The organism is Bifidobacterium platyrrhinorum, from assembly GCF_010667645.1.
GTDB lineage: Bacteria > Actinomycetota > Actinomycetes > Actinomycetales > Bifidobacteriaceae > Bifidobacterium > Bifidobacterium platyrrhinorum.
Genome location: NZ_WHZV01000001.1, coordinates 342,238 through 363,786 on the forward strand (window position 1 = coordinate 342,238; position 21,549 = coordinate 363,786).

A 21,549-nucleotide genomic window follows, 5' to 3' on the forward strand; every position below is an offset into this window, starting at 1 on the left:
CACGGGGCGCACGCCACGCATCCTCCCACCCCGGTCAGTCCGCCGCCGGCAGGTCGGCGCGTTCCACCAGACGCGCCATCTGCACGCGTCCCATGGCGAGCTTGTCCGCCGCGGAGGACAGATGCGCCTTCGCCGTGCGCTCGGAAATGAACATGCGCGAGGCTATCTGGGCGTTGGTGAACCCCTCCGCGGCGAGCAGCACCGCCTCACGTTCGCGTTCGGGCAGCGCGTCGAGCATGGCGCGGGCCTCGTCGCGTCGCGAGATCGGGCGTTGCGCGGCGAGGCCTCCGATGAGCTGCCGCTGGCTGGCCGTGTTGAACTGGGGCGCGTCCCCGCATACGCCGAGCACGCGACGGATGATCTCGCCGGGCGCGTCCGTCTTGGACACGAAACCCTCGACCCCCGCCTCCACGGCTCGTTCCACCGTGTTCGAGGGGCTCAGCGAGGTGAGGATCATCACATGGGGCGGGTGGGGCAGCGCGCGCAGGCGGCGTGTGGCCTCGATGCCGTCCATGCCCGGCATGGCGATGTCCATGAGCACCACGTCGGGCCGTTCCGATTCCGCGCGCAGCACCGCGTCGCCGCCGTCGGTGGAGGTGTACGCCACCTCGATGCGCCCGTTGGAATAGTCGGTGAGGATCAACGCCATGGCCTGGCAGATCATCGGGTCGTCGTCCACGACGCAGACCCGCACGATTCCCGCGCCCGCCGTTCCGCGTTCCGGCTTCTTCTCTTCTTCGCTCACAATGCCATCCTATTGGCTCCAACGCCGCCCGATGTCGCCGTGTCACGCCAGCCAGGGCATGGTGACGTCCACGTGGAAGACGCGACGGTCGTCGAACCCGTAGCGGCACACGCCCCCGGCCGACCGTACGCGTGCGGCCAGGCCGGCGAGACCCGCATGCGCACGGTCCGGGTCCATACCCGCTTCGCCGTCCACGCCCACGGCCCCCGAACCGGGCGGCGGCGTGGGGTTGCTCAGATGCACATGCACGCCGGCGACGGGGTTCGCCGTGACCTCCAGGGACACCGGCGCCCCCGGCGCGTGTCTGCGCGCATTGGTCAGCCCCTCCTGGACCGCACGGTATGCGACTTTGGCGCGGACGTCGTCCAACACGCTCAGATCCCGGATGTCGATCCAGGTGTTGATGGTCATGCCGGCGTCGCGCGTCTGGCCGATCAGCGCATCCAACGACTCGCGGGTCAGGGCGGTGTCGTCCGACGGGCCGAGTTGCTCCCACGCGTGCTGGGGATGGCGCAGCATGTCGATGATCTGATGGGCCTCGTCCAGGGCGCCCGCCGCCTGCCTGCGGATGTCCTCCGCCTTACGGGAGATGAGCCGCGACTGGTCGGACGGCGGAAGCTTCATCGTCTCCGCCTGCAGGGCGCTGGCGTTCAACGCGAGCAGGGAAAGCGAGTGGGCGAGCGTGTCGTGGGCCTCGGCCGCGATCGCGTCCGCGAGCTGCTGGCTGTCGAGATCGGATTGCAGCGTGGCCGCATGGGACGTGGCGGCGTTCGCGCGCGCCTGCGCGGTCGTCAGCGTCGCTCGCGAACGGATGTGCAGACCCGTCAGCACGGCGATCAACGAACCGATGAGGCCGGCCGCCGCGGCCGTGGCGATGACCGGCGCCTCGCCGGTGAGCATCACGACGGGCACGCCGTCGACGCCGGTGCCCGGCTCGGCGAAGAACATATGCCATACCGAGGCGTCGGCGGGGTGCAGCGCGTCGCGAAGCTGCGCCCACACCGCGACCGGGGCGCCCGCCGCGACCGCCCGTATGGTCCTCGCCTTGCCGGACCGGCGGGCCAACAGCGACGTCATCGCCATGAGTTCCAGCAACGGATCGTAGGGGAACACCGCCGTCACGGCGCAGCAGAACCAGAACACCGGTTCGGGATGCCGGTCTCGGGCGAGCAGGATGAACGGCACGCCCAGTGCGAACACGGTGGCGAACATCATCCACGCATAGGCCGGGCCATCGGGATCGTCGACGACGCGTTGCGCAGCGAACGAGCACTGCGCCAGGCACATGAAGACGGCGCAGGGGATCATGGCGAACGCGCACCACCGACGGGTGCGCACCGGCACCTCGTCCTTCGGCACGGCGGGGGCCTGATGTGCGAAAGTCATGCATCCCACTGTATTGCCGGTCCCATTCCGGCGCCATTGGACATGCGGGCGGAGGCGCATGCGCCGTACTGCCCGATGGGGCGTACGGAAACGTCCGTTCGTACACTGACGGTCCGAACCATGACCGGATAACGTCGTGACCACAGCGGCATCAGGGCCGCATGGAACAATTAGAAAGGGAGAGGACATGGACAGGACCGGCAGGAAGGGAAAACCTCTGTTCAAAAAATGGTGGTTCTGGGTCGTGGTGGTCGTCGTAGTGCTGGCCGTGGGCGGCGCCATCGGCGGGGGATCGTCGAACGGTTCGGACGGCGCATCCGCCACGTCGACCGCAACGCGGAAGGACGGCCGATCCTCGGATGGTTCGTCGTCGGAATCCTCTACGGACGATAAGGCCTCCGAGGACGGCGCGTCGAAGGCCGCCGGGACGGAAAAGACCATCGAACTGCAGGCCACCGCCACCGGCAACGGCACCGTCATGTGGTTCAAGGACGGTTCGAGCAATACGGAGCAGTTCAGCGGAAGCTGGTCGAAGACCTTCACCGGCGACGAGGCCAAGGACCTGAACAGCGTGAGCGTCTCGGGGGATCTGCTCGGCGACGACGCCCAGAAGGTCACCTGCAAGGTGATCGTCAACGGCGAGGAGAAGGAGTCGAAGGAGGCGAGCGGCGCCTCCGGAAGCGCCTACTGCACCGTACCCTGGCTGTGACCGCGATCCATCGCGTGCGGTCCGGGCGGTGAAGGTGCCGGGCGGCGGCACCGCCCGGCGCGGGGCCGCGCGCGCATGGGGCCGGTGGCTGTGGGCTGAATTCCCAGACAACGCCAATGTTCTCGCGTAGGATGGGCGATACGTCAACGAGAAGGAGCGAACATGACATTCGGTCAGCAGCCCCAGCCCAATCCCAACTACGAGCCGCAGGGCGGCAATACGATGAACGCCGGCTACGGAGCGCAGCCGCAGTACCAGTACGCGGACGCGGGACAGCGTCCCTACGGACAGCCCCAGTACGCCTACGCCGGCGACGGCGCGGGCGCCGCGGCCATCAACGGACAGGTCGCCTACTCCTATGAGGAGGCGCGCCGCGTCTCCATCACCAAGGCCTACGGGGAGATGACCATCGGCCTTGTCGTCACCGCCGTGGTCGCCGTGCTCGCGCAGCTCACCGGCGCCTACTATTACTTCCTCGCCGCCACCGGGACCATCGGCCTGATCGGTCTGTGCGTCGTGCAGGTCGCCATGGCCGTCATCCTCGGCGCACGCATCATGAAGATGGGAGTCGGCGCCGCACGCGTCATGTTCTACGTGTACGCCGCGCTCATGGGCTTCACCCTGAGCTCCATCTTCTGGGTGTACGATCTCGGCTCGATCGGCGTGGCGCTCGGCATCACCGCCGCGTTCTTCTTCGCGCTCACGATGTTCAGCCTGACGACCAAGTTCGACATGCTCAAGCTCGGCCCGATCCTCATGGTCGGCCTGATCGTGCTCATCATCTCCCAGCTGGTGCTCGCCTTCATCCCCGGGGTGAGCGGCATGACCAAGCTCATGTGCGCCGTCGGCCTGATCCTGTTCGCTGGCATGACCATGTACGACGCGCAGTCCACGCGCGCCCTGTTCGAGGCGTATGAGTCGCAGGGCCCGGAGATGATCAAGCGGATTTCCATCCTGTGCGCGCTCAACCTGTACCTCGACTTCGTGAACATGTTCCTCTACATCCTGCAGCTGTTCGGCAGCAGGGATTAACGCGGACACCCGCTCCCGACCGGGGACTCCCGGCGGGGAACGCCGCGGAGGAGTCGCGGAGAGCAGACGCCCCCATGGAAAGGCCCGACCACATGATGGTCGGGCCTTTCCATGTCATGCGCATCCCGCACTAGGTTGGACGCTTATGAGAAGACAGGACATCGTGGGAATGCTGTGCCTCGTCACATGCGCGCTCATCTGGGGATTCGCGTTCGTCGCGCAGGTGCAGGGCATGGACGCGGTGACGCCGCTGTTCTTCAACGCCGCCAGATTCACGCTCGGTGCGGTGTCGCTGCTGCCGATCCTTGCCGTGCGGCGCGCCCGCCGTGCGCGAAAGCCGCGCCGCGAGTCCTCCGGCGCATCGGACGCTCCGGTTCCCGCCGGGGGACCCGGGCGGTCCCGCATCCCCTCGGGCGCACTCGGGGCCCTTGTGGTCGGCGTCATCTGCGGCACGGTCCTGTTCGCCGCGAGCACGTTGCAGCAGTACGGCATCCTCTATGGCAAATCCGCCGGGCGCGCCGGCTTCCTCACCGCCCTGTACATCGTCATGGTGCCGCTGCTCGCCTTCGCCTTCCTGCACCGGCGCATCGGGCCGCTCGTCGGCGTCGCCGTCGTCCTCGCGGTAGCCGGCTTCTACCTGCTGTGCGTCACCGACGGGTTCGGTTCGATAGGGGCGGCGGATCTGCTGCTCCTGTTCACCGCCGTCCTGTTCGCCGTGCATATCCTCGTCATCGACACGTTGGGGGCGAAGGTCGACGCCATCGCATTGTCGTTCGTGCAGTTCTGCACCACCGCCGTGCTCAGCTGGGCTGGTTCCGTCATGGAGGGATCCATCGACTTCTCCGGCGCCGCCGCGGCGTGGGAGCCGATCGTCTACGCCGGCATCGGTTCGGTGGGCATCGCCTACACGTTGCAGGTCGTCGGCCAGCAGTGGGTGCCCCCCACCAGGGCCAGCCTGCTCATGAGTCTCGAATCCTTCTTCTCCGCGGTGGGAGGGGCCGTCTTCCTCGGTGAGATGATGACGCCGCGGGGTTATCTGGGATGCGCGCTGATCTTCGTCGGCACGCTCCTCGCCCAGGCCCCGGCGCGGCTGCCCCGTGTGATGCGCCGCGATCGCGGATCCGACGCGGACGCATAGTCGACGGCCCGTCCGTAGGACCACGGTCCTACGGACGGGCCATACGGATATGGAATCGTCATCGGATGTGGCCGGGACTTACCCCGGCCACATCGTCAGTCGGTGGTCTTGGGGGTCTGCTCGACCACGGGCGCGCCGTTGATGTCGCGGTGGATGTTCTGCATCTGCACCTCGATGTTCTGCAGGCTGCGGGCGCAGTCGAGCAGCGTCTGCGAATGTTCGTTGAGCCGGGCGTCCGGCAGATCGGTCTTGTAGCGCAGCGCATGCTCCAGGCTCGCCCAGTAGTCCATCGCGATGGTGCGGAACTGCACCTCCACCGGCGTGTAGTGGGCGCCGGACGAGAGGAACACCGGCACCGCGTAGATCACGTGCAGGGAACGGTACCCGTTCTGCTTGGGGCGCTTGATGTAGTCCTTCACGCGCAGCACCTGGATGTCCGACTGCGCCGACAGGTAGTTCGACACCGAATACACGTCGTCGCGGTAGTTGCAGATCACGCGGATGCCCGCCACGTCGAACAGGTTGTCCTTGATGGATTCGACGGCGATCGGCAGCCCCTTGCGCTCGAGTTTGCCGATGATGGAGTTCACCGACTTGAGGCGCCGCTCCATGTGATGGATCGGATCGTGGGCGAACCGCACCTGGAACTCGTTGTCGAGGATCTCCAGCTTCGTCGAGATCTCGTACATCGCCCCCTCGTAGACCTGCATGAGATCCACGAACTCGGTGATCTGGTCGGCGGTGAAGATGCTGTCCGACAGATTGAGGCCCTTCAATCGGGCCTTCAGGTCGGCGCTGCTCAATCTGGAATGTCGGTCAAGTATCACGCACTCCAATATACCCGCGGGGCTTTCGGGTTCCCGTGCGTCCCCCGGGGTTCTCCTCACGAATTCTCCCCATGACGCGTCGAGGCCGGCGCCCGCGCGTTCGGGCGGGACGCCGGCCCTCGGCCGCTTACCATGCCGTGACATGCCGTGACCCGGCCGTCCCATAGAATGGAACGCTGTGAACGAAGACATGATGACCGAGGCGGAGCGCGCCTCGCTGGACGTCGAGACCGCCGAGGCCGCCGCCCTTTCCGGGCACCGGGGCAAGGGCGTGTTCCACATCGACACGTTGGGATGCCAGATGAACGTGCACGATTCCGAGCGCATCGCCGGCGTGCTCGAAGCCGACGGCTACGTGCCCGCCACCGAGGAGCAGGTCGCCGCCCGCGACCTCGACCTCATCGTGCTCAACACGTGCGCGGTGCGCGAGAACGCCACCGAGAAGATGTACGGCACGGTGGGGCGCTACAACCGCGTCAAGCTGCACCGCCCGAACCTGCAGATCGCCGTCGGCGGCTGCATGGCGCAGATCGACCGCCGGAAGATCGCCGACAAGGCCCCGTGGGTGTCGGCCGTGTTCGGCACGAAGAACCTCGACGTGCTTCCCAGGCTCCTCGACCAGAACCGCATGACCGGCAAGCCGCAGGTCGAGGTCTCCGACGCGCTCGAAAGCATGCCCAGCGACCTGCCCGCCGCCCGCGCCTCCCGCGTGAGCTCCTGGGTGGCGATCTCCGTGGGCTGCAACAACACGTGCACGTTCTGCATCGTGCCCACCACCCGCGGCAAGGAGCGCGACCGCCGCCCCGGTGACATCCTCGACGAGGTCCGCCGTTGCGTGGAGGCGGGGGCCAAGGAGGTCACGCTGCTCGGCCAGAACGTCAACTCGTTCGGCTACGGCATGGGCGACCGGTACGCGTTCAGCAAGCTGCTGCGGGCCTGCGGCGACATCGAGGGACTGGAGCGCGTGCGCTTCACCTCGCCGCACCCGGCCGCGTTCACCGACGACGTGATCGCCGCGATGGCCGAGACGCCGAACGTCATGCACCAGCTGCACTTCCCGCTGCAGTCCGGCTCCGACCGCATCCTCAAGGCCATGCACCGTTCCTACCGTTCCGCGAGGTTCCTGGACATCCTGGGACGCATCCGCGCGGCCATGCCGGACGCGCAGATCTCCACCGACGTGATCGTCGGCTTCCCCGGCGAGACCGAGGAGGACTTCCAGGCCACGCTGGACGTGATGCGCGAGGCGCGCTTCTCCAGCGCGTTCATGTTCATCTATTCGCCGCGCCCCGGCACGCCCGCGGCCGCCATGGAGCAGCTGCCGCACGACGTCGTGCAGGAGCGGTTCGAGCGCCTCGTCGCGCTTCAGGAACGGATCACCGAGGAGAACCTCGCCACGTTCGAGGGCCGCGACGTCGAGGTGATGGTCACCGGCCAGCAGGGCAAGAAGGACTCCGACACGCATCGCGTCACCGGACGCGAGAGGACCGGCGTGCTCGTCCACATCGGCGTGCCGGAGGGGGAGCCGACGCCTGCCATCGGCGATTTCGTCACCGCCACCGTCACGCATGCGGGCCGCCACAACCTCATCGCCGACCCGGATCCGAGGAAGGGGCAGACCTATCATGTCCGCCACTGAAGCAGGTTCGGCCCCCTCCGCCGAGAACGGAACGTCGGCCGCCGAGCCCCGCGTCGTCTCGATCGTCGGTCCCACCGCCTCCGGCAAGACCGGGCTCGGCATCGCCATCGCCGAACGGCTCGCCGAGGCGGGGCAGAGGGCCGAGATCGTCAACGCCGACGCCTACCAGATGTACCGCGGCATGGACGTCGGCACCGCGAAGGCGACGAAAGAGGAACAGGCGCGCGTGCCGCACCATCTCATCGACATCATCGACCCGGACGACACGATGACCGTCGCACGCTTCCAGAAGCTCGCGCGCGACACGATCGCCGACCTCAAGGCGCGCGGCGTGCGCCCGATCCTCGTCGGAGGCTCCGGCCTGTACGCGCGCGCCGCCATCGACGACATCTCGTTCCCCGGCACCGATCCGGACGTGCGCGGACGACTCGAGGAGCGCGAGAAGGCGGAAGGAGCGACCGCGTTGTTCGAGGAGCTCAAGGAGAAGGACCCGGAGGCGGCCTCGCGCATGGACCCGCGCAACCCGCGCCGCACGATCCGCGCGCTCGAGGTCATCGAACTGACCGGCAGGCCGTATTCGGCCAGCCTGCCGCGTTACCGCTACGTGATCCCGTCCGTGCAGATCGGCCTCGACCTGGACCGTCGCGAACTCGACCGGCGCATCGGCATCCGCACCGCGCGCATGCGCGAGGACGGCTTCCTCGACGAGGTGCGCCGCCTGCGCCCGCACCTGGGCTTCACCGCCGGCCGCGCGCTCGGCTACCAGCAGATGATCGACCTGCTCGACGGCATGTGGGACGAGGAGGAGGACGCCTGGGCGGACATCGCGCAGAAGACGCGCCGCCTCGCCCGCAAGCAGATGGGATGGTTCGGCCGCGATCCGCGCATCCACTGGCTCGAGGCGTCGAACCCGCGGCTCGTCGACAACGCGATGGCCGTCATCGCGCACGCCGATGCCGGCGACTACGACGCGATCGACGCGCATGCGGACGAATACGTCCAGCATCATCTCGGCGACATCGCCTGAACGGCGGGTCCGGCGATACGCGACAAGGGCTTGGGGCCGTCCCTACGGGAACGGCCCCAAGCCCTTTGGACACGGGAACGACCGGGGGCGAATGGACAGGCGCCGCCGCGGCGTCAGTGCGCGGGGCCCTGCTCGAACCCGGCGATGAGGAACACCCGCGTCGGGTTCGCCGGCCGGACGATCGCGGCGAACATGCGCTCGAACCCGGACGTGTCGCCGCGATAGGCCGCATGCTTCGCCGCCTTGTACGTCTCGCGCGTCACCGGGCCCCAATCCAGGTCCCATCCCGCATCGTGCGCGAGCCGTGAGGCGAAGACGCGCAAGGTCATCGCGTTGCCCCCGCGGAACGGGTGCAGATAGCCGAGCTCGTCGTAGATGTGGGCGAGCCGGTGCGTGAACACGTCGCGGTCCAGCGCCTGCAGGTTGCGCTGCTCCGCCAGCTCGGTGGCGATGTTGAGCGCGCCCGTCTCGATGAGACCGGCAGGGAAGAACGCCTCCGGGTTGCGCGCCAGACCGGCCTCGCGCGTGACGCCGCGCGTCGTGTCCGACGTACGCAGCCGGCCCGCGTCGTCGAACACGCCCTCGAACAGCCCGCGGTGGATGGCGGTCAGCTCGTCCAGGTCGCCGCTCGGACGCCACGGGCGCTCGACCAGCAGCACGGTGCGCGCGAACACGCTCGCCGCATGGTCCCGCGCATGGTCGTCGAGCGACCCGTCGGCCAGCCGGTTCGCCCCCACCACGCGCGAGGTCTCCCCGTCCGCCACGTCGATGAGACCGGCCACATCGATGCGCCCCGCCTCATAGTCGGCCGCGGCGCGCATCGTCGCGTCGCCCGGCGTCATCGATTCCAATGCGCAGTTCCTCAGTGCAAATGCGACTGCGCCCGCACGTTCCGCTGGAGTCATACTCCACTATGATAGACCAGCGCCGGCGGCGCGGCGGCGCCGCGACCGGGCACACGCGGGCGGTATGGGGAAACTTCGCGAGGGTCGCGCCCGGCCGCGCGCGCGATACGCGGGATTCGGTAGATTGGATGCGTTATGGCACAGAGAAGAACCAGTGGGGGCGCCGGCGGCGCGAAGGACGGGAACACCCGTCGCATGGATCCGGTGGACGGTATGGACGAGCCGTGGTGGAGGAAGGCGCTGCTCGCCGTGCCACGGGGACTCGGCTCGATGGTCCGGTCCGTCTCCGGGGTGGGGGAGTTCGACCCGGCCTACCGGCGCGACGGCCTGTGCTTCGTCCTGCTCGTGCTCGCCGTCCTGTTCTGCGCGTCCGAATGGTTCCGCGTGCACGGTCCGTTCGGCCTGTTCCTGCACGCCGTGGCCTCCGGCGTGTTCGGCCTGATGAGCGTCATGCTGCCGGTGCTGCTGTTCGTCGTCGCGATCCGCCTGATGCGCAACTCCGGCAAGGGGTCGAACAACCCGCGCGTCGTCACCGGATGGATCCTGCTGCTGTGGTCGGTCTGTTCGATCATCGACGTCGCGCTCGCCGCCGGGACGCCGGGCTTCGACTGGGCCGCCATCCAGGGGGCGGGCGGCCTGATCGGCTTCGCACTCGGATCCCCGCTGGCATGGGGGCTTTCCCGTGCGTTCGCGATCGTGGTGTTCGTGATCGTCGCCCTGTTCTCCCTGCTGCTCATCTCCGGTCTGCACGTCACCGACCTGCCCGGTCTCGCCGAACGCGTCGCGGACCGCGTGCGGGGAGGCGACGGGCATCGGTCCCGTGAAACCGGGCATGACGACGACCAGTTCCCGAACGAGGTGCGTGTGGGCGACGACACGCTCGCCTTCGCCGACGGCGTGCCCGCGCATGACGGCGACGACGAGGAGGACGGAGCCACGCGGACCCCCCGGAAGGGCAACTGGCTCACCCGACTGTTCTCGCGCGCAAGGAAGGACGACGGCCGCGCCCTCGACCGGTACGACGGCGACGATCCGTTCCGCATGGCCGCCAGGCATCACGGCGACGCCGCCGAAACCGCCGTCATCGACCCGGACGAGCTGCACATGCCCGCCGTGTCGGAACCGTTCGGCGCCGTCACGGACATGGCCGCCGGAACGGCCGGGGACGCGGCCCGGACCGCGACCGGATCGTCCGCCGCCGGTGCGGACCCGTGGGCGCCGATCGCCTCCGTCGCGAACGCCGCCACGACCGCCATGCCGTCGCCGGCGGACGTCGAACCACAGCCGGCGACCATCGCCATGGGTGCGGGCTCCGGCGCGTACGGCACCGACACCGGCGAACAGGACGCGACCCCCGCGGTGCAGGTGACCCCGTCCCCGCTCGACCCGAGCGTCGACCCGGATTCCGGCGAGATCGTCGCCGACGGCACGGCCGCGACCGGCGCCCCGCCCGAGGCGGCCGAACCGCCGTACCGCCTGCCCGATCTCAACCTGCTCGTCAAGGGGCAGCCGCACGCCGCGCGCACGCCCGCCAACGATCGTGTGATCCGCGCCCTGACCTCCACCTTCCAGCAGTTCAAGGTGGATGCGAAGGTCGTCGGATTCCTGCGCGGCCCCTCGGTCACCCAGTACGAGGTCGAGCTCGCCCCCGGCGTCAAGGTCGAGAAGGTCACCAACCTGCAGCGCAACATCGCGTACGCGGTGGCCAGCTCGGACGTGCGCATCCTTTCGCCGATCCCCGGCAAGTCCGCCATCGGCATCGAGATCCCGAACGAGGACCGCGAGATCGTGCATCTGGGCGACGTGCTGCGCTCGCCGGGCGCGGTGAACGACCCGAACCCGATGCTCACCGGCATCGGCAAGGACGTGGAGGGCAAGTTCGTCACCGCCGACCTCACCAAGATGCCGCATCTGCTCGTCGCCGGCGCGACCGGCTCCGGCAAGTCGAGCTTCATCAACTCGATGCTCACGTCGATCATCATGCGCGCCACGCCCGATCAGGTGCGACTCATCATGGTCGACCCCAAGCGCGTGGAGCTGTCCGCGTACGCGGGCATCCCGCATCTGCTCACGCCGATCATCACCGATCCGAAGAAGGCCGCGCAGGCGCTCGAATGGGTGGTCAAGGAGATGGACGCGCGCTATTCCGACCTCGAGTACTTCGGCTTCCGCCATGTCAAGGACTTCAACAAGGCGGTGCGCGCCGGGCAGGTGCACGCGCCCGCCGGCTCGAACCGCAAGGTCGCGCCCTACCCCTACATCCTCGTGGTCGTCGACGAGATGGCCGACCTCATGATGGTCGCCAAGAACGACGTGGAAAGCTCGATCCAGCGCATCACGCAGCTGGCGCGAGCCGCCGGCGTGCACCTGGTGCTCGCCACGCAGCGCCCGTCCGTCGACGTGGTCACCGGCCTCATCAAGGCGAACATCCCGTCGCGCCTCGCGTTCGCCACCTCCTCGGCCACCGACTCGCGCGTCATCCTCGACACCACGGGCGCGGAGACGCTCATCGGCCAGGGCGACGCCCTGTTCCTGCCGATGGGCGAGGCGAAGCCGAGACGCGTGCAGGGCTCGTGGGTGTCCGAATCGGAGATCCGCAAGGCCGTGGAATCCGTGCGCACCCAGCGCAAGCCCAAGTACCGCGAGGACATCGAGCAGATGGCCAAGGAGGCGGAGAAGAAGGGCGCCGAGCCGGACGAGGAGATCGGCGACGACATGGACGTGCTGCTGCAGGCCGCCGAACTCGTCGTCACCACGCAGTTCGGTTCCACCTCGATGCTCCAGCGCAAGCTGCGCGTCGGCTTCGCCAAGGCGGGCCGTCTCATGGACCTGCTCGAATCGCGTGGCGTGGTCGGTCCCTCGGAGGGGTCGAAGGCCCGTCAGGTGCTCGTCCAGCCGCAGGACCTGCCCGCCGTGCTCGCGTTCATCCGCGGCGACGGCCCCGCGCCGCAATCGGCGGGCGCGGCGCAGGCGTGACGGTCCCGCAGGCGAGGGCGCGACGCGACGGGAAGACGGAAGACGGCCCGGCCTCTGCGGATTCTCCCAGAAGTCTGTCAGGCCGTTCCCTTTGCGAGGTAGAGCAGTGAGGGTAACGTGAAGACCATGACCGACGAACAGATCGTAGAAAACAAGAAGCCGTCACTGCTGGACGGATGGAACGCCCCGCCGAACCTCGTCACCTATTCGCGCATCGTCCTGGTGGTGGTGTTCCTGGCGCTGTACATCATGGCCGGCGCCTGGGGCGCGGACGACGAGGCCAAGCGCTGGGCCGCGGCGATCATCTTCATCATCGCCGCCTCCACCGATAAGCTCGACGGCTGGATGGCGCGCAAATACAACCAGGTGACCGAGCTCGGCAAGCTCATGGACCCGATCGCCGACAAGCTGCTCACCTGCGGCGCCCTCATCGTCGCCTCCGTGTTCGCCGAATTCCCGTGGTGGGCCACCGCGCTGTTCCTCATCCGCGAGATCGGCATCACGGTGATGCGCTTCTTCGTGATGGAACGCCCCGGCGGCAAGGTGATCGCCGCCGCCTGGCCGGGCAAGCTCAAGACCCTGTTCCAGTGCATCGGCCTGGCCATGCTGCTGCTGCCGCTGTGGGTCTTCGACGAGGGCCAGTCCACCCCCGTGTGGCTGCAGGGCTACTACTTCCTCACCTACGCGCTGCTGTACGTGGCGCTCATCCTGTGCCTCTACTCCGGCGGCGTGTACCTGTACAACACGTTCATCGGCTCGAAGAAGCGCTGATCCGTGCAGCGTGACACCTTCGCCGCCGCGATCCTGAAGACCTGCGAGTCGCATGGCCTGAGGATCGCGTGCGCGGAATCGCTCACCGCGGGGCTCCTCGCGGATGCGTTCGTGCGCATCCCGGGAGCCTCGAACGTGTTCCTCGGCTCGGCCGTCACCTACGACATCCGGGCCAAGGCCTCCATCCTCGGCGTCGACCGGGCGCTGCTCGCCCGTGAAGGGGCGGTGCATCCCGAGGTCGCCCGCCAGATGGCCGTCCTCGCCGCGCGGCTCTACGCGCAGCCGGAGGACGGCGACACGGTGATCGGCCTGTCCACCACGGGCGTGGCCGGTCCCGGGCCCGACGGCGACAAGCCCGCCGGACTCGTCTACGTCGGCATCTCCCTGCCCAGGTCCGCGGCCGTCGTGGCGCCCGATCCGGGGGAGACGTGGATCGGCGCCGAGACGCCGATCGGCACCGTGCGCGTCGACGCCGTGGACGGCGACGGCCGCCGGACGATCGTCGTGGAACTGCGGCTCGACGGCACCCGTCAGCAGGTGCGCGAGCGCACGGTGCTGCGCCTGTTGCAAAACGTGAGCCAGTTCACATCAACTTTCTGACGCGTCCCGGGAATAGAACCACCCCGTCATGTTGTTGATTCCTGCAGATACCTACGGGAACGATGGCACGAAAGGGATGGGATCATGGAGACGATGACCGATATCGAACGGCGGACCGCGATCAAGCCCGCGGCGGCGATGGTCCGCCCCGGCACCGCGCGCATGCGCGAACTCACCCCGGCCCAGCGCCGGGCGGTCATGTTCGCGCAGCAGCAGGTGATTCAGGCCCGTGCGGCCAAAAAGGCCAAGGACGAGGCCGACGAAGCGCGTCGCCGCATGTGGGACGAGGCGGAGAACGCCGAACGTGCGCCCCGTGCGACCGTGTCCGTCAAGACGCAGACGCGCGATTCCGGCGAGCTCACATTGCGCGAGGCCATCGGCCGTGTGCTGCGCGACCTGCGTTCACGCGACCATAAGACGCTTCGCGAGGTGAGCGAGAAGGCGGGCGTGTCGCTGGGCTACCTTTCCGAGGTCGAGCGGGGGCAGAAGGAGGCCAGCTCCGAACTGCTCAGCTCCATCGCCGAGGCTTTGGGCGTGAGCACCGCGCAGCTGCTGCGCATGGTCGCCGACAGGCTGGACATGGTCGGCGAGTAGACCGCGTCGCCTTGGCCGCATACACTGAACCGTCGTGAGGGAACGAGAATTCTGGCAACTGCTCGAAGAGGTCTTCGGACGCGGCTACGGGCGCGCCCTGTCGCGTGACCAGCAGCTGCCGCGGCTGGCGAACATGACGGTGGTCGAGGCGTTGGACGCGGGGGAGGAGCCCCGCGTCGTGTGGAACGTGCTGTGCGACCAGATGGGGATTCCGGACGCCGAACGGTGGGGAAGGGATCATAACGCCCCGCCGTTGCCCGCCGCCTGAGCGGACCGGTTGCATGCCCCGGTCGCGCCGTCCTGCCGATGATGGACGGCGCGACCGGGGCGTTGTCGTACATTCGAACAAATGTTCGCCCTGTGCGTTATGGTTATCCACAGCGATAACGAATCGTCTCGCGCGGGTGGGATGTCCGTTGTGCGGGGCCCGGGGCGTTCTCCCGATTGGGATGGCGGCCCGGTGGCCCGGTCCGGTCCCCGTCGCGGCGCGCCCGGGCGGGGAGTTCCGACCACATGGTCCGGTCGGGCTTGCCGCCATGGGGCCGGCGCCCGTACCGTGGAACGCGACGACCGAAACCCGTCGCAAGCGTGAAGGAGTACATCATGGCACAGAAGACGACCGCCGCGGCGGACAAGGGGCGGCAGGCGCCGGCCTCCGGGCACGAGCTCGACCCACGCCGCAAGGCCGCGCTCGACACGGCGCTGGCGCAAGTGGAGAAGAGCTTCGGCAAGGGATCGGCGATGAGGCTGGGCGACCGTCCCGAGCAGAACGTCGAGGTCATCCCCACGGGGTCCCTCGCGCTGGACATGGCCCTCGGCATCGGGGGGCTTCCCAAGGGGCGCATCATCGAGATCTACGGCCCCGAATCCTCCGGCAAGACCACGCTGGCGCTGCACGTGGTCGCCAACGCGCAGAAGGCCGGCGGCGTGGCCGCGTTCATCGACGCCGAGCACGCCCTCGACCCGGTGTACGCCCGCAAGCTGGGGGTCGACACCGATTCGCTCATCGTCTCCCAGCCGGACAACGGCGAGCAGGCATTGGAGATCGCCGACATGCTCATCCGTTCCGGAGCGCTCGACGTCATCGTCGTCGATTCCGTGGCGGCCCTCGTGCCCAAGGCGGAGATCGAAGGCGAGATGGGCGACAGCCATGTGGGCCTGCAGGCCCGTCTCATGAGCCAGGCGTTGCGCAAGATGACCGGCGCGCTCGCCCAGGCGGGCACCACCGCCATCTTCATCAACCAGCTGCGCGAGAAGATCGGCGTCTTCTTCGGCAGCCCGGAGACCACGACCGGCGGCAAGGCGCTCAAGTTCTATTCCTCGGTGCGTCTCGACATCCGCCGCATCCAGACCATCAAGAACGGCGAGGAGGCCGTGGGCAACCGCACGCGCGTCAAGGTGGTCAAGAACAAGATGGCCCCGCCGTTCAAGTCCGCCGAATTCGACATGCTGTACGGCGAGGGCATCTCCCGTGAAGGCTCGGCGCTCGACATGGCCATCCAGGTGGGGGTCGTCAAGAAGTCCGGGTCCTGGTTCACCTACGACGGCGACCAGCTTGGCCAGGGGCGCGAGAAGGTGCGCCAGTTCCTCAAGGACAACCCGGCCATCACCGAGGAGATCGAGAACAAGGTCAAGGCGGAGTTCGGTCTCATCGAGCCCACCGACCAGTTCGCCGAGGACGAGGCCACCAAGGCCGCCTCCGAGGCGGACGCGAACGTCGAGGACGTCGCCGCGACCGCCTCCAACGGTGCGTCGGCGAAGGCCTCCCGCGCCGCGAAATCCGGGGCGGGCGCTTCGGAGAAGGCCAAGGCATGATCGACGCCGAGGCGTTCCTGCGGGGTCGCTCGCCCATCATCCCCGGAACGGACGGTGATGGACGGGCTTCCGATCGCAACGGATCGACGGTTGTGGCGGGCGCCGTCGGTGATGAGGGCGGAAGGCCTTGCCGCAGGCTGCGGACCCGCGACCGCGGAACCATCGATGACACGGTTCCCGGGGATTCCGCCGGTGATCTGGACGATTGCCGGGAGGCGGCGCTGCGCCTTCTGGACGCGGCGCCGCGATCCTCGGGCGCGTTGCGCGACCGCCTGCTCGGCAAAGGCTTCGACGAGGCGGTCGTCGACGAGGTCCTCGAGCGGCTGCGCCGCGTCGATCTCATCGACGACCGCGCCTACGCCGAATCCGCCGTGCGATATTGCGCGGAACGCATGATGGGCCGGCGCGGCACGGTGATGGAACTGACGCGCAAGGGCGTGGCGCGGGCGCTGGCCGAGGAGACGGCGGCCCGGGCGGAAGCCGACGGCGTCTTCGAGGAGTCCGCATGGGAACTGGGGCGCCGGACGGCGCGCAGAACGGCCGGCATGGACAGGCAGGTCCGCATGCGCCGGTTCTGGGCCGCGGGCGGCCGCAAAGGCCACGATCCCGAAACGCTGCGTCGCGTCGCGGACGAACTGTTCCGATGAGCCGGGACGGCGATTGGGCGGCCCGGTGACGCGGGCCCGGTCGCAATCACACAGGACGGAAAAGGAACAAGAGACGAAGGGGATGAGGTGAGACCCCTTATACCCCGGGTTCTGTCATGCCGTGCGCGAACGCGCGGCACGGATGGCCATCCATCTCGACCTGACGTCGCCGCCAGGCTCTAGCAGCCTACCCGATGGCACGGGCGAGCAGCCCTTACCGCCATCTGCTTGGCCTTGCTCCCGATGAGGCTTGCCATGCGGCCCGCTGTTACCAGGGGCCCGGTGGTCTCTTACACCGCCGTTTCACCCTTACCCGTCGTGGACGGGCGGTCTGTTCTCTGCTGCGCTATCTCTCAGGTCGCCCTGGGCGGACGTTATCCGCCATCGTGCTCTGCGGAGCCCGGAAGTTCCTCAGCCACTCCCAATGAAGATCGTGACCGCGGCCATCAAGGGGTCTCAGCCGCACCACTATACACGACCGCGGGACGACGGCGTTCCCGTGCATGGCGGACGTCGCCCGCGGCGCATGTGGGCTCGGCATGCGCCCGTGGCGCGGTCCCCGGCGTCATGCGGCGATATTTCATGGGACACGACGCAAACTTTCCGCGCGTTCTCCGACCGTTCACGCACGGTTCGTCTACAATGAGTCGTACCCGGACGGTGAAGACGCCGGCCGGCACGCAAATAGCGGGCAACCGCTTGAGTCAAGGGAGGTCCACATGGAAATCGTCGTTACCGGACGTCACACGCAGGTCAAGCCCAGGTTCCGTGATGTCGTAGAGAACAAGATGAATCGTGTGACCGCTATCGCGCCCGATGCGCAGCGCGCCCAGGTGGTGCTGTCGCACGAAGGCAACCCGCGCCAGGCGGACACCGCCAAGCGCGTGGAGATCACCATCATCGCCGGCCGCACCGTGGTGCGCGCCGAGGCCTCGAGCGCGGACGAGTTCAGCGCGCTCGATCTGGCCATGGACAAGCTGACCCTGCGTCTGCGCCGCACCCGCGACCGCCGCAAGGACCACCGCCGCGGCTACACGAACCCGGTCCCGGTGGACATGGGCGTCGTCGAGCCGGCCGTGGAGGAGGAGGCTCCGGAGGAGGAGCCGAACAACAGCCCGGCCGCGGCCGTGGCGTCCGATCTCGGCCCGGGCGAGTCCGTCGAGGTCCAGGTCGGTGACACGCCGATCGTGATCCGCCGCAAGCTGCACATCGCCGAGCCGATGAGCATCGATGAGGCGCTGTACGAGATGGAGCTCATCGGACACGACTTCTTCCTGTTCGTCAACAAGGAGACCGGTCGCCCGTCCGTCGTCTACCACCGCCACGGTTGGAGCTACGGCGTGTTCGAGATCGATACGCCGGAGAACGTGAAGTCCGCCGAGTGACGGACGTGCGGTCGGCCCGATGGCCGCACGACGCACGCAACGCATCATGATGGGGCCCGCGCCCGTGCAAGGCGCGGGCCCCATCATGCGTTCCCGAGCCGCCGCTCCGGCCGCTCGGCCGCGTGGGGGAGCATAGGGGGGTGGAGGGCGTCTCATGGAGGGACGGCGTCCCCTGTTTTTTCTGAGAAATACGCGGCAGCGTCGGCGAGGTCGCGTAAGATAATCGGCAGTGTGTCTCGCGGGGGCGCCATGCGGCGGCCCGCGCGACAGGAACGAACGACACAGGAGCGAACAGTGGTAGATATCGTTGACAAGGCCCTGCGCATGGGCGAAGGCCGACAGATCAAGCGACTCGAGAACGTGGCGAAGGCCGTGAACGCGCTCGAGGACGAGATCTCGGCGCTTTCCGACGAGGAGCTCAAGGCGCAGACCCCGAAGTTCAAGCAGCAGCTGGACAACGGCAGGAAGCTCGACGACATCATGCCCGAGGCGTTCGCCACCGTGCGCGAGGTCTCCAAGCGCACCCTCGGCCAGCGCCACTTCGACGTGCAGCTCATGGGCGGCGCGGCCCTGCACTGGGGCAACATCGCCGAGATGAAGACCGGCGAAGGCAAGACCCTGGTCGCCACCCTGCCGAGCTACCTCAACGCGCTCGAGGGCAAGGGCGTGCACGTCGTCACCGTCAACGACTACCTCGCCAGCTACCAGAGCGAGCTCATGGGCCGCATCTACCGCTTCCTGGGCATGAACGTCGGCTGCATCATCACCGACCAGAAGCCGCCGGAGCGCCGCAAGCAGTACAACGCCGACATCACCTACGGCACGAACAACGAGTTCGGCTTCGACTACCTGCGCGACAACATGGCCTGGGAGAAGAGCGAGCTCGTGCAGCGCGGCCACCACTACGCCATCGTCGACGAGGTCGACTCCATCCTCATCGACGAGGCCCGCACGCCGCTCATCATCTCCGGCCCCGCCGAAGGCGACGTGACCCGCTGGTACCGCACCTTCGCCAAGCTGGTCCTCAAGCTCACCCGCGACGAGGACTACGAGGTCGACGAGAAGAAGAAGGTCGTCGGCATCAAGGACCCGGGCATCACCAAGGTCGAGGACTTCCTCGGCATCGACAACCTGTACGAGCCGGCGAACACCGCGCTCATCGGCTACCTCAACAACGCCATCAAGGCCAAGGAGCTGTTCCTGCGCGACCGCGACTACGTGGTCACCCACGGCGAGGTGCTCATCGTCGACGAGCACACGGGCCGCATCCTGCCGGGCCGCCGCTACAACGAGGGCCTGCACCAGGCCATCGAGGCCAAGGAGGGCGTGGAGGTCAAGGCCGAGAACCAGACCTTCGCGACCATCACCCTGCAGAACTACTTCCGCATGTACGACAAGCTCGCGGGCATGACCGGCACCGCCGAGACCGAGGCGGCCGAGTTCATGAGCACCTACAAGCTGGGCGTGCTGCCGATCCCGACCAACCGCCCGATGATCCGCAAGGACCAGGACGACTTCATCTTCCGCACCAAGAAGGAGAAGCTCGCCGCCATCGTCAAGGACGTGGCCGCCCGCCACGCCAAGGGCCAGCCGGTGCTGCTCGGCACCGCGTCCGTCGAAAGCTCGGAGGTCGTCTCCACGCTGCTCGACGTGGCCAAGATCCCGCATCAGGTGCTCAACGCGAAGCAGCACGAGAAGGAGGCCGCGGTCGTCGCGGTCGCCGGCCGCAAGGGCGCCGTGACCGTGGCCACCAACATGGCCGGCCGTGGTACGGACATCATGCTCGGCGGCAACGTCGAGTTCCTCGCCGACGCCAAGCTCAAGTCCGAGGGCTACTCCCCGGAGGACACCCCGGAGGAGTACGAGAAGCGCTGGCCGGGCACCCTCGCCGAGGTCAAGGCCCAGGTCAAGGACGAGCACGAGGAGGTCAAGAAGCTCGGCGGCCTGTACGTGCTCGGCACCGAACGCCATGAGTCCCGCCGCATCGACAACCAGCTGCGCGGCCGTTCCGGCCGTCAGGGCGATCCGGGCGAGTCCCGCTTCTACCTGTCCCTCGAGGACGACCTCATGCGCCTGTTCAACACGCAGCTCGTGGCCCGCGTCATGGCCAAGGGCATGCCGGAGGGCGAGCCGATCCACGCCAAGAGCGTCTCCAAGGGCGTGCGCACCGCGCAGAAGGCGCGTGAGTCGCAGAACTTCGAGATCCGCAAGAACGTGCTCAAGTACGACGACGTGATGAACAAGCAGCGCACCGTCATCTACGCCGAGCGCCAGGCGGTGCTCAAGGGCGAAGACATCCACGACGACATCCTGCGCTTCATCTCCGACACCGTCGAAAGCTACGTCAAGGGCGCCAACAACGGCTCCGAGAAGCCGAAGGACTGGGACTGGGAGGGCCTGTTCAAGGCGCTCAACACCGTCATCCCCACCGACGTGACCGTCGACGAGGTCAGGAAGGCCGCCGAAGGCAAGAAGGGCGAGAAGGCCGTCGAGGCGGTGCGCGACGTGATCGTCGCCGACGCCAAGGCCAAGTACGCCGAATTCGAGGACCTGCTCGGCGAGGAGGGCCTGCGCCAGCTCGAACGCCGCGTCGTGCTCGCGGTGCTCGACCGCAAGTGGCGTGAGCACCTGTACGAGATGGACTACCTCAAGGACGGCATCGGCCTGCGCGGCATGGGCCAGCGCGATCCGCTGGTCGAATACCAGCGCGAGGGCTACCAGATGTACAACTCCATGATCGAGGCGATCAAGGAGGAGTCCGTCCAGCTGCTCTTCCACGTGGACATCCAGCAGGTCGCCCGCACCGAGGACACCACCACCGAATCCGACGAGGACGCGGCCGTGGACGCCACCGAAACCGAGCTCGGCATCAGCGCCGCCGGCCCGGACGAGGACGGCGAATCCGAGACCGAGGCCGCCGAAGGCGAGGTCGAGGAGGAATCCGAGCAGGACGAGGACGAGAAGGAGGCCATCGCCGAGGCGGCGAAGGCGTCCGAGGCCGGCGAGACCACGTCCGCCATCTCCGGCCCCGCCCCGATCAGCCACGCCGAAGGCAAGGTCCCGGCCAACAAGCGCCCGAAGAACGAGGAGCTCAAGACCCCGTGGGCCGACGGCCGCACCTTCCCGGGCACCGGCCGCAACGCCCCGTGCCCGTGCGGTTCGGGCCGCAAGTACAAGATGTGCCACGGCCAGAACGAGAAGTGAGCGTGACGCCACGGTCCTTCGGCGCCGCGACGGTTGAATGACGCGAAAGGCTCCCCTCCGAATCGAGGGGAGCCTTTCGCGTACGTGGAGCGACGCCGGCCGCGCCCGGGGTTTTCCGTCCGATACCGGACGGTTCTGCAATATGGAAG

The 21,549-nt window shown here is 68.0% G+C and carries 18 protein-coding genes and 1 other RNA gene; 14 read left to right on the forward strand and 5 right to left on the reverse strand.

Annotated elements, in window-relative coordinates:
- Positions 1 to 34 precede the first annotated feature (34 nt).
- Both GFD21_RS01320 and GFD21_RS01325 read right to left on the reverse strand, forming a co-directional pair.
- The gene (locus GFD21_RS01320; protein WP_163196112.1) at positions 35 to 745 is read right to left on the reverse strand and encodes a response regulator; all 711 of its coding nucleotides are present in this window, start codon (positions 743 to 745) and stop codon (positions 35 to 37) included.
- 42 nt (positions 746 to 787) lie between these two features.
- Positions 788 to 2,053 carry a sensor histidine kinase gene (locus GFD21_RS01325; protein ID WP_163196517.1) on the reverse strand — a complete coding sequence of 422 codons (1,266 nt, stop codon included), beginning with the start codon at positions 2,051 to 2,053 and terminating at the stop codon, positions 788 to 790.
- Positions 2,054 to 2,318: 265 nt separating this feature from the next.
- Between GFD21_RS01325 and GFD21_RS01330 the strand changes: the two genes are divergently transcribed.
- From GFD21_RS01330 to GFD21_RS01340, 3 genes are all read left to right on the forward strand, one after another.
- Positions 2,319 to 2,840, forward strand: coding sequence for a hypothetical protein (locus tag GFD21_RS01330; protein ID WP_163196113.1), 522 nt, complete (start codon positions 2,319 to 2,321; stop codon positions 2,838 to 2,840).
- Between the two features lie 162 nt (positions 2,841 to 3,002).
- A complete protein-coding gene (locus GFD21_RS01335) occupies positions 3,003 to 3,872 on the forward strand; it encodes a Bax inhibitor-1/YccA family protein (protein ID WP_163196114.1) in 870 nt (289 codons plus the stop codon).
- Between the two features lie 169 nt (positions 3,873 to 4,041).
- Positions 4,042 to 5,010 carry a DMT family transporter gene (locus GFD21_RS01340; protein ID WP_163196518.1) on the forward strand — a complete coding sequence of 323 codons (969 nt, stop codon included), beginning with the start codon at positions 4,042 to 4,044 and terminating at the stop codon, positions 5,008 to 5,010.
- Between the two features lie 95 nt (positions 5,011 to 5,105).
- On the opposite strand, the gene GFD21_RS01345 is transcribed toward GFD21_RS01340, so the two are convergent.
- Positions 5,106 to 5,837, reverse strand: a complete 732-nt coding sequence (locus tag GFD21_RS01345; protein ID WP_404801543.1) for a GTP pyrophosphokinase — start codon at positions 5,835 to 5,837, stop codon at positions 5,106 to 5,108.
- A 190-nt stretch (positions 5,838 to 6,027) separates the two neighbouring features.
- Here GFD21_RS01345 and miaB point away from each other — a divergent pair, with 190 nt between their 5' ends.
- Positions 6,028 to 7,476 (forward strand): tRNA (N6-isopentenyl adenosine(37)-C2)-methylthiotransferase MiaB, encoded by a 1,449-nt coding sequence (gene miaB / locus GFD21_RS01350; protein WP_191996828.1) that lies wholly within the window; start codon positions 6,028 to 6,030, stop codon positions 7,474 to 7,476.
- On the forward strand, positions 7,463 to 8,503 hold the full coding sequence (miaA, locus tag GFD21_RS01355) for a tRNA (adenosine(37)-N6)-dimethylallyltransferase MiaA (RefSeq protein WP_163196117.1): 1,041 nt from the start codon (positions 7,463 to 7,465) through the stop codon (positions 8,501 to 8,503). Before miaB ends, miaA begins: the two co-directional genes overlap by 14 nt.
- A gap of 113 nt (positions 8,504 to 8,616) precedes the next feature.
- Here miaA and GFD21_RS01360 read toward each other — a convergent pair whose 3' ends face one another.
- Entirely contained in the window at positions 8,617 to 9,408 is a 792-nt protein-coding gene (locus tag GFD21_RS01360; RefSeq protein ID WP_163196118.1) for a Fic/DOC family protein, read from the reverse strand.
- Positions 9,409 to 9,543: 135 nt separating this feature from the next.
- On the opposite strand from GFD21_RS01360, the gene GFD21_RS01365 reads away from it, so the two are divergent.
- The 7 genes from GFD21_RS01365 (at position 9,544) to GFD21_RS01395 (ending at position 16,811) form a co-directional block, all read left to right on the forward strand.
- Positions 9,544 to 12,384 carry an FtsK/SpoIIIE family DNA translocase gene (locus GFD21_RS01365; RefSeq protein ID WP_163196119.1) on the forward strand — a complete coding sequence of 947 codons (2,841 nt, stop codon included), beginning with the start codon at positions 9,544 to 9,546 and terminating at the stop codon, positions 12,382 to 12,384.
- A gap of 126 nt (positions 12,385 to 12,510) precedes the next feature.
- A complete protein-coding gene (gene pgsA / locus GFD21_RS01370; protein ID WP_163196120.1) occupies positions 12,511 to 13,155 on the forward strand; it encodes a CDP-diacylglycerol--glycerol-3-phosphate 3-phosphatidyltransferase in 645 nt (214 codons plus the stop codon).
- Between the two features lie 3 nt (positions 13,156 to 13,158).
- A complete protein-coding gene (locus GFD21_RS01375) occupies positions 13,159 to 13,755 on the forward strand; it encodes a CinA family protein (protein ID WP_163196121.1) in 597 nt (198 codons plus the stop codon).
- Between the two features lie 84 nt (positions 13,756 to 13,839).
- Complete coding sequence (locus GFD21_RS01380) at positions 13,840 to 14,349, forward strand: helix-turn-helix domain-containing protein (protein WP_163196122.1); 510 nt, start codon at positions 13,840 to 13,842, stop codon at positions 14,347 to 14,349.
- Between the two features lie 34 nt (positions 14,350 to 14,383).
- On the forward strand, positions 14,384 to 14,617 hold the full coding sequence (locus tag GFD21_RS01385) for a DUF3046 domain-containing protein (RefSeq protein WP_163196123.1): 234 nt from the start codon (positions 14,384 to 14,386) through the stop codon (positions 14,615 to 14,617).
- Positions 14,618 to 14,952: 335 nt separating this feature from the next.
- Positions 14,953 to 16,164: a recombinase RecA gene (gene recA / locus GFD21_RS01390; protein ID WP_163196124.1), complete on the forward strand. Its 1,212-nt coding sequence runs from the start codon at positions 14,953 to 14,955 to the stop codon at positions 16,162 to 16,164.
- A complete protein-coding gene (locus tag GFD21_RS01395; RefSeq protein WP_163196125.1) occupies positions 16,161 to 16,811 on the forward strand; it encodes a regulatory protein RecX in 651 nt (216 codons plus the stop codon). Before recA ends, GFD21_RS01395 begins: the two co-directional genes overlap by 4 nt.
- 84 nt (positions 16,812 to 16,895) lie before the next feature.
- On the opposite strand, the gene rnpB is transcribed toward GFD21_RS01395, so the two are convergent.
- Positions 16,896 to 17,270, reverse strand: an RNA gene (rnpB, locus tag GFD21_RS01400) — RNase P RNA component class A.
- A 260-nt stretch (positions 17,271 to 17,530) separates the two neighbouring features.
- Here rnpB and hpf point away from each other — a divergent pair.
- Both hpf and secA read left to right on the forward strand, forming a co-directional pair.
- Positions 17,531 to 18,196, forward strand: coding sequence for a ribosome hibernation-promoting factor, HPF/YfiA family (hpf, locus tag GFD21_RS01405; RefSeq protein ID WP_163196126.1), 666 nt, complete (start codon positions 17,531 to 17,533; stop codon positions 18,194 to 18,196).
- A gap of 294 nt (positions 18,197 to 18,490) precedes the next feature.
- The gene (secA, locus tag GFD21_RS01410) at positions 18,491 to 21,400 is read left to right on the forward strand and encodes a preprotein translocase subunit SecA (RefSeq protein ID WP_163196127.1); all 2,910 of its coding nucleotides are present in this window, start codon (positions 18,491 to 18,493) and stop codon (positions 21,398 to 21,400) included.
- The last annotated feature ends 149 nt before the right edge of the window (positions 21,401 to 21,549 follow it).

What these genes read in the sequence shown, in the direction of transcription:
- GFD21_RS01380 (WP_163196122.1), top strand. Translation starts at nt 13,840, where the DNA reads ATGGAGACGATGACCGATATCGAACGGCGGACCGCGATCAAGCCCGCG.
- GFD21_RS01330 (WP_163196113.1), top strand. Translation starts at nt 2,319, where the DNA reads ATGGACAGGACCGGCAGGAAGGGAAAACCTCTGTTCAAAAAATGGTGG.
- pgsA (WP_163196120.1), top strand. Translation starts at nt 12,511, where the DNA reads ATGACCGACGAACAGATCGTAGAAAACAAGAAGCCGTCACTGCTGGAC.
- recA (WP_163196124.1), top strand. Translation starts at nt 14,953, where the DNA reads ATGGCACAGAAGACGACCGCCGCGGCGGACAAGGGGCGGCAGGCGCCG.
- GFD21_RS01335 (WP_163196114.1), top strand. Translation starts at nt 3,003, where the DNA reads ATGACATTCGGTCAGCAGCCCCAGCCCAATCCCAACTACGAGCCGCAG.
- GFD21_RS01340 (WP_163196518.1), top strand. Translation starts at nt 4,042, where the DNA reads ATGCTGTGCCTCGTCACATGCGCGCTCATCTGGGGATTCGCGTTCGTC.
- GFD21_RS01325 (WP_163196517.1), bottom strand. Translation starts at nt 2,053, where the DNA reads ATGATCCCCTGCGCCGTCTTCATGTGCCTGGCGCAGTGCTCGTTCGCT.
- miaA (WP_163196117.1), top strand. Translation starts at nt 7,463, where the DNA reads ATGTCCGCCACTGAAGCAGGTTCGGCCCCCTCCGCCGAGAACGGAACG.
- GFD21_RS01365 (WP_163196119.1), top strand. Translation starts at nt 9,544, where the DNA reads ATGGCACAGAGAAGAACCAGTGGGGGCGCCGGCGGCGCGAAGGACGGG.
- GFD21_RS01360 (WP_163196118.1), bottom strand. Translation starts at nt 9,408, where the DNA reads ATGACTCCAGCGGAACGTGCGGGCGCAGTCGCATTTGCACTGAGGAAC.
- hpf (WP_163196126.1), top strand. Translation starts at nt 17,531, where the DNA reads ATGGAAATCGTCGTTACCGGACGTCACACGCAGGTCAAGCCCAGGTTC.
- miaB (WP_191996828.1), top strand. Translation starts at nt 6,028, where the DNA reads ATGATGACCGAGGCGGAGCGCGCCTCGCTGGACGTCGAGACCGCCGAG.
- GFD21_RS01395 (WP_163196125.1), top strand. Translation starts at nt 16,161, where the DNA reads ATGATCGACGCCGAGGCGTTCCTGCGGGGTCGCTCGCCCATCATCCCC.